The sequence below is a fragment of the Streptomyces sp. NPDC002690 genome (genome assembly GCF_053592415.1).
In genome coordinates this window covers 1-6,614 of the sequence record NZ_JBSFVR010000400.1, presented here as the reverse complement: position 1 = coordinate 6,614, position 6,614 = coordinate 1, and the positions used below count along the sequence as shown (strand labels likewise).

The following is a 6,614-nucleotide window of genomic DNA, read 5'->3' as shown; positions in this document are numbered from 1 at the left end:
CCGCGCCCCGCCCCGCGCGCCCCGCGCCCGCGCCGCGCGTCCGCAGGACATCTTCCGGGGTGGTTTCCGACAGGCTGTCGGTAAAATGTTGCACAGACCGCCCCGTCCGTGGTGGTATGGGGTGGCGAACTGGTTAGGTATACCTAACTACTCCTCCAGCGGAGCCCAGGAGGCATCCATGCCGACGCCCGAGCGAGAAGTCCGGTACCCGTCCCCCTCCGGGGTGCCGATGAAGGTTCTGCTCGCGTCGTGTGCGGCGGCCAGCGCCGTGTCGACCCCGCCGGTCCCGCCCGTGCCGGCCGCGGACGACGGCGAGGCGCACCCCGACGCCCCGAACGAGGACGCCGACTCCGCGGACAGGACCGGCACGGCCGCCTCCGTGCACGGAATCAGGCCGCCCGCGCAGCGCGAAGCGGCCTGATTCCAGGGAAAAGATTCCGGCTACCGGACGACGACGACCTTCACCGCGACCGTGGCGAACGACCACATCTGATCGGCGTTCTCCCGCGTCATCCGCACCCCGCCGGTCTTCAGCGTCGGGTCCGGGGTCGGCAGCGAGCCGTCCTGCGCCGCGCTGAAGCCGATCACCGTGTCGCCCACCTCGGCGAACCGCACCACGTGCTCGATCGGCACACCGTCCGAGCCCGTCACCGTGCCGGTGCGGGAGTAGACGGCGTACGAACCCGGCTCGGGGCTGACGGCGCTGGGGACGACCGGGAACGTCCGGACCGAGTCCGGGTTCTCGCCGACCAGCCACACCCGCTTCGCCTTCAGCCCGTACACGACCCGCACGCCGGTCCCGGAATCGGTCGGCAAGTCCATCGGGTCGACGGTGGGCGCGGGCTTCGCCGTGGGCTTCTTCGCGGACGCGGGCGCGGAGGCGCTCGCCGAGACGTCGACCACCGAATCGGGGGCGTTCGCCGATGCCTGGTAAGCGAGGAATGCGACCGCGGCGACGGCCGCCGCAGTGAGCCCGGCCACGATTCCCGAGCTGCCCCTTGCCACCTGAGCTCCCCTTTCGCATACGGTCCGCCGCATGCCGCTTGTCGCATGTCGTACAAGGTTTACGTCGTACTCGTGTATCCCGGGTGACGGTAGCAGCAGCCACGGGGCCCACCGGGACGACGTACGGGCGCGATGCCTCGGCCGGGGGAGCCGTAGGCTGTTTGCGTGCTCTTGCTCGCCATGGATACCGCCACCCCCGCCGTCACCGTCGCCCTCCACGACGGCACCTCCGTCGTAGCGGAGTCCGGCCAGGTGGACGCCCGACGCCACGGAGAGCTGCTGCTCCCCACCGTCGACCGCGTCCTCGCCGAGGCCGGAACCACTCTCGACGCCGTCACCGGCATCGTCGTGGGCGTCGGCCCCGGCCCCTACACCGGGCTGCGCGTCGGCCTGGTGACCGCCGCGACCTTCGCCTCCGCGCTCTCCGTCCCCGTGCACGGGCTGTGCACCCTGGACGGACTCGCGTACGCCGCCGGGGAGGAAGCCGGGATCACCGGACCCTTCGCGGTCGCCACGGACGCCCGCCGCAAGGAGGTCTACTGGGCGCGGTACGAGGACCCCCGTACCCGGACCGCCGGCCCCTCCGTCGACCGACCCGCCGACATCGCCGAGGAGCTGGCCGGCCTGCCCGTCGTCGGAGCCGGAGCGTTGCTCTACCCCGACTCCTTCCCGGACGCGCGCGGACCCGAGCACGTCTCGGCCGGTGCGCTCGCAGCGCTCGCCGCCGAACGTCTCGCCGCGGGCGAGAAGCTGCTCGACCCGCAGCCGCTCTACCTCCGCAGGCCCGACGCGCAGGTCCCCAAGAACTACAAGGTGGTCACCCCGAAGTGACCGGAGCGACCGAGGCGCCCGTCCCGACCGCCGAACTGCGCGAGATGCGCTGGTGGGACATCGAACCGGTGCTGGAACTCGAACACGAGCTCTTCCCCGACGACGCCTGGTCGGCCGGGATGTTCTGGTCCGAGCTCGCCCACGCCCGGGGCCCGCACGCCACCCGGCGGTACGTCGTCGCCGAGGAACCGGCCACCGGGCGGATCGTCGGCTACGCCGGACTCGCCGCCGCCGGGGACCTCGCCGACGTGCAGACCATCGGCGTCACCCGCGACCACTGGGGCGGCGGCCTCGGCTCGGAACTCCTCACCGACCTGCTGAAGCACGCCACCGCCTTCGAATGCGCCACCGTGCTGCTCGAAGTCCGGGTCGACAACACCCGCGCCCAGAAGCTCTACGAACGCTTCGGCTTCGAGCCGATCGGCTTCCGGCGCGGCTACTACCAGCCGGGCAACATCGACGCACTCGTCATGCGCCTCCACGTACAAGGAACAGAGAATGGCTGATCGCAATGGCTGACGAACCGCTCGTTCTCGGCATCGAGACCTCCTGCGACGAGACCGGCGTCGGCATCGTGCGCGGCACCACCCTCCTCGCGGACGCCGTCGCCTCCAGCGTGGACACGCACGCCCGCTTCGGCGGAGTCGTTCCGGAGATCGCCTCCCGTGCCCACCTGGAGGCGATGGTCCCCACCATCGAGCGCGCCCTGAAGGAAGCCGGCGTCAGCGCCCGCGACCTGGACGGGATCGCCGTCACCGCCGGTCCCGGCCTCGCCGGAGCGCTCCTCGTCGGCGTCTCGGCCGCCAAGGCGTACGCGTACGCCCTGAACAAGCCGCTCTACGGCGTGAACCACCTCGCCTCGCACATCTGCGTCGACCAGCTGGAACACGGCCCGCTGCCCGAGCCGACCATGGCCCTGCTGGTCAGCGGCGGCCACTCCTCGCTGCTGCTCGCCCCCGACATCACCAGCGACGTACGGCCGCTCGGCGCCACCATCGACGACGCGGCGGGCGAGGCCTTCGACAAGATCGCCCGCGTGCTGGACCTCGGCTTCCCCGGCGGCCCGGTCATCGACCGCCTCGCCCGCGAGGGGAACCCGAAGGCGATCGCGTTCCCGCGCGGCCTGAGCGGCTCCCGCGACCCCGCGTACGACTTCTCCTTCTCCGGGCTCAAGACCTCCGTCGCCCGCTGGATCGAGGCGAAGCGCGCGGCCGGCGAGGAGGTGCCGGTGCGCGACGTGGCGGCGTCCTTCCAGGAAGCCGTGGTGGACGTGCTCACCCGCAAGGCCGTCCGCGCCTGCAAGGACGAGGGCGTCGACCACCTGATGATCGGCGGCGGCGTCGCGGCCAACTCCCGGCTCCGCGCGCTGGCCCAGGAACGCTGTGAGCGCGCCGGAATCCGGCTCCGGGTGCCCCGCCCCGGACTCTGCACCGACAACGGCGCGATGGTCGCCGCGCTCGGCGCCGAGATGGTCGCCCGCAACCGGCCCGCCTCCGACTGGGAGCTGTCCGCCGACTCCTCGCTGCCGGTGACCGACCCGCACGTACCCGGCGCCCAGCACGACCACACCCACGACCACGACCACGTGCACGAGGTCAGCAAGGACAACCTGTACTCATGACCGTCGCCCTGATGTGGGAGGCCCGCGCCACCGACGGGCGGGGTACGGAACTGCTGGAGTGGGCCCGCGCCCGCACCGGCGAACTCGCCCGCACCCCGCTGCGCACCGAACTGCTGCGCGCCCCGCAGGACCGGGTCCTGGTGATCACCTGGTGGCCGGGGGAGTACGGCGACCAGCTGCCGGAACTCCCCGAGCCCGACGAGCGGCTGATCACCCGTGCGGTGCACCGCTGGCGCTTCGAGTCGCTGGGGCCGGTCGACTCCTGACGCCGGCCGACGCCTCCCGGGCTGCCGCCGTACGGGCGGCGGCCCGGTGTGTCCGATGAGTTCCGGGCGGGCGCCGGGTCTACCTTCCAGAACCCCGGACCGATGACCGGGTCCGGGCCCGGTGGGACCTCCTGGAGGAGAAGACCATGCAGAAGATCACCCCCTGTCTCTGGTTCGACGGCCAGGCCGCCGAGGCCGCCGACTTCTACGTCTCCGTGTTCGGCGGCGACTCGCGCGTCCTGGAGACCGCCCACTACTCGGACGCGGGACCGGCCGAGACCGGCACCGTGATGACCGTCCGCTTCCGGCTGGCCGGCCAGGAGTACCTGGGCCTCAACGGCGGGCCCGCGTTCCACTTCACCGAGGCGCTCTCGCTCTCCGTGGACTGCGCGGACCAAGCCGAGGTGGACCACTTCTGGGCCGCGCTCACCGAGGGCGGCGAGGAGAGCCAGTGCGGCTGGCTCAAGGACAAGTACGGCCTCTCCTGGCAGATCGTGCCGCGCGCGCTCCCCGAGATCCTCGGCGGACCCGACCGGGACCGCGCCGACCGCGCCATGAAGGCGATGATGGGCATGGTCAAGCTCGACGTCCAGACGCTGCTCAACGCCTGAGGGTGGGCTCCCCCGGCGAAGGCGCCCCCGCCCGCCGATAGGGTCGGCGCCATGCCCTCCGGAGCCCAACTGCCCCCGCCCCCACCGCCCGTGGAGATCCGCACGTGGCCGGACCGGACCTCCCTGCTCGCCGACCGGGCCGAGGTCCTCGGTGAACTGGTGCGGCGGCACGTCGGCGGCGGACGGCTCGCCCTCCTCCTGACCTGGGGCGGACTGGCCGCTCTCGGCTGGGCGTTCGTCGGCGCGGGGATCGCCTCCTTGGAGGAATCCCTCGATCCGATCAGCGACCTGTTCGCGATCGTCCTGCTCTTCGTGGGCCTGGCCTTGTTCGGGCCGGCGGCCGTGTTCTTCGGGCTCGGCGTCGCGCGCGCCCGCGAGGTCCGCGCGCTGCTCGCCGGCTGGGGGACGCTCGACCGCGACCCGGACCGGGACCGGTTGCTGCGGATGCCCGGCCTCGGGCTCGCCTGGCTGCTGCTGTCCTACGCCCTGTGCGCCGTCGGCCTGTTCACCTGCGTGGCCGTCCCGGCGTCGGCCACGCCGGGCGAGGACACCTACGGCGTGGTGGTCCTCGGCATGGGCGTCGGCCTCTGCGTCTGGATCACCGGCCTGACCGGCGCGGTCACCGCGGTCTCCCACCGCCGCTGGGTGCTGCGGGTGCTCGGCGGCCCGGCGGAGGCGGCGGCGCGGCCCGCCGCCTGACCGGGCGGAGCGCTCAGGCGCCCGGCCGGAAGGGGCGGCCGATCAGCATGGTCGGGGCACCGGCCACCCGGGTCAGCAGCACCGTCGCGGAGTTCGGCCCCGCGAGCTTCATCCGGCGGCGCACCTCCTCCGGCTCCACCGCCGAACCGCGCTTCTTCACCGTCAGCACCCCCACCTCCCGCTCCCGCAGGAGCGCCTTCAGCCGCTTCATGTGGAAGGGCAGCTGGTCGGTGATCTCGTACGCGGAGGTGTACGGGGAGGCGTACGGCTCGTCGCTGGTGACGTAGGCGATCGTCTCGTCGATCAGCCGCCCGTCGCACCGGGCCACGATGTCGGCGACCAGGCTGGCCCGGATCACCGCGCCGTCCGGCTCGTACAGATAGCGGCCGACCGGTCCCACCGGCGGGGCCGGCAGCGGGGAGCGGGTGGCGAGGGTGGCCCCTGACGGCAGCAGGGTCGCCCGGTAGGAACCGGGCTCGAAGCCCTCGCCGTACCAGAGCACGGCTTCCTTCACGTCCCCGCCGTCCGAGATCCACTCGGCCTCGGCCTCCGGGCCGATCGCCTCGTGCGGGATGCCCGGCGCGATCTTCAGTGCCGCGCGCGGGGCCTTCAGCGCGGCGGCGGTCGCCCAGGACAGCGGCGGCGAGTACGCCTCCGGGTCGAAGATCCGGCCGCGCCCGCCGCGCCGGGCGGGGTCGACGAAGACGGCGTCGTACGGGGAGGTGTCGACGTCGGTCACGTCGGCGCACCGGACCTCGATCAGCCCGGCCAGGCCGAGGGCCTCGGCGTTGGCGCGGGCCACCTCCGCGGTGAGCGGGTCACGGTCGACCGCCAGCACCGCGATGCCCGCGCGGGCCAGCGCGATCGCGTCACCGCCGATGCCGCAGCACAGGTCCGCCACCCGGCGCACCCCGCCGAGCGCGGCGAACCGCCCGGCCCGGTAGGTGGCGACGGAGGTACGGGTGGCCTGCTCGACCCCGTTGGGCGTGAAGTACATCCGGTACGCGTCCTCGGCGCCGAACTTCGCCACCGCCCGCTGCCGCAGCCGGGCCTGCCCCAGCGCGGCCGAGACCAGGTCCGGCGCGTGGTCGCGGCGCAGCCGGGTGGCGGTGGCCAGTTCGCGCGCCGGATCGTGGTCCCGCAGTTCGTCCAGGAGGGCGGCGCCTTCGGGCGTACGCAGGGCGGCGAAGGCGGTGAGCGGGTCGGCGGGGCCGTCACCGGCGGGGAGAGGAGCGTTCACCCGTCCCATTGTGGTCCAGACACCGCCGCGACCGTGGCCGCCCCGGGCTGTGCGCCAGGCGGGGGACGCGGCCGGACGCCCGGCGGTGTCGGGTCGGGGCGCCGGGGGCGGGCTGGCAGGATGCGGCGCCATGCAACTAGTACGACAAAAGGAAAAAAGGGCGAAGAAGCGGCGCAGAACCGGCACGGTCGCCCTGGCGGCCCTGCTCGGTGCCGCTCTCGCCTCCGGATGCGGGCAGGGCTCCCCGGACACCGACCACCATCCCCGCCGGGGTGCGGAAGGCGGCCGGGTGCAGTCCTGGGTGGTCGGGCCCGGACTCGGCGACGGGCGGGCGGCCACCG

Annotated in this window: 9 protein-coding genes and 1 pseudogene; 8 read left to right on the top strand and 2 right to left on the bottom strand. The window is 73.5% G+C overall.

What is annotated here, in order from left to right; genetic code table 11:
* The first annotated feature begins 178 nt into the window (after window positions 1–178).
* Window positions 179–421, top strand: coding sequence for a hypothetical protein (locus ACWD3D_RS31695; RefSeq protein ID WP_451464186.1), 243 nt, complete (start codon window positions 179–181; stop codon window positions 419–421).
* A 20-nt stretch (window positions 422–441) separates the two neighbouring features.
* Here ACWD3D_RS31695 and ACWD3D_RS31690 read toward each other — a convergent pair whose 3' ends face one another.
* The gene (locus ACWD3D_RS31690) at window positions 442–1,038 is read right to left on the bottom strand and encodes a hypothetical protein (RefSeq protein ID WP_451464185.1); all 597 of its coding nucleotides are present in this window, start codon (window positions 1,036–1,038) and stop codon (window positions 442–444) included.
* A gap of 147 nt (window positions 1,039–1,185) precedes the next feature.
* On the opposite strand from ACWD3D_RS31690, the gene tsaB reads away from it, so the two are divergent.
* The 6 genes from tsaB to ACWD3D_RS31660 all read left to right on the top strand — a co-directional run bounded on the left by tsaB (window position 1,186) and on the right by ACWD3D_RS31660 (window position 5,033).
* Window positions 1,186–1,836: a tRNA (adenosine(37)-N6)-threonylcarbamoyltransferase complex dimerization subunit type 1 TsaB gene (gene tsaB / locus ACWD3D_RS31685; RefSeq protein WP_451464187.1), complete on the top strand. Its 651-nt coding sequence runs from the start codon at window positions 1,186–1,188 to the stop codon at window positions 1,834–1,836.
* A gap of 44 nt (window positions 1,837–1,880) precedes the next feature.
* Window positions 1,881–2,342 (top strand): ribosomal protein S18-alanine N-acetyltransferase, encoded by a 462-nt coding sequence (gene rimI / locus ACWD3D_RS31680; protein WP_387367372.1) that lies wholly within the window; start codon window positions 1,881–1,883, stop codon window positions 2,340–2,342.
* Between the two features lie 5 nt (window positions 2,343–2,347).
* Entirely contained in the window at window positions 2,348–3,457 is a 1,110-nt protein-coding gene (gene tsaD / locus ACWD3D_RS31675) for a tRNA (adenosine(37)-N6)-threonylcarbamoyltransferase complex transferase subunit TsaD (RefSeq protein ID WP_451464184.1), read from the top strand.
* Entirely contained in the window at window positions 3,454–3,723 is a 270-nt protein-coding gene (locus ACWD3D_RS31670; RefSeq protein WP_451464183.1) for a hypothetical protein, read from the top strand. Before tsaD ends, ACWD3D_RS31670 begins: the two co-directional genes overlap by 4 nt.
* A gap of 146 nt (window positions 3,724–3,869) precedes the next feature.
* A complete protein-coding gene (locus tag ACWD3D_RS31665; protein WP_451464182.1) occupies window positions 3,870–4,334 on the top strand; it encodes a VOC family protein in 465 nt (154 codons plus the stop codon).
* Between the two features lie 51 nt (window positions 4,335–4,385).
* Complete coding sequence (locus tag ACWD3D_RS31660) at window positions 4,386–5,033, top strand: hypothetical protein (RefSeq protein WP_451464181.1); 648 nt, start codon at window positions 4,386–4,388, stop codon at window positions 5,031–5,033.
* A gap of 13 nt (window positions 5,034–5,046) precedes the next feature.
* On the opposite strand, the gene ACWD3D_RS31655 is transcribed toward ACWD3D_RS31660, so the two are convergent.
* Window positions 5,047–6,282, bottom strand: coding sequence for a THUMP-like domain-containing protein (locus ACWD3D_RS31655; RefSeq protein WP_451464180.1), 1,236 nt, complete (start codon window positions 6,280–6,282; stop codon window positions 5,047–5,049).
* Between the two features lie 121 nt (window positions 6,283–6,403).
* Between ACWD3D_RS31655 and ACWD3D_RS31650 the strand changes: the two are divergent.
* Window positions 6,404–6,614: pseudogene (locus ACWD3D_RS31650) on the top strand (polysaccharide deacetylase family protein); the annotation flags it as partial.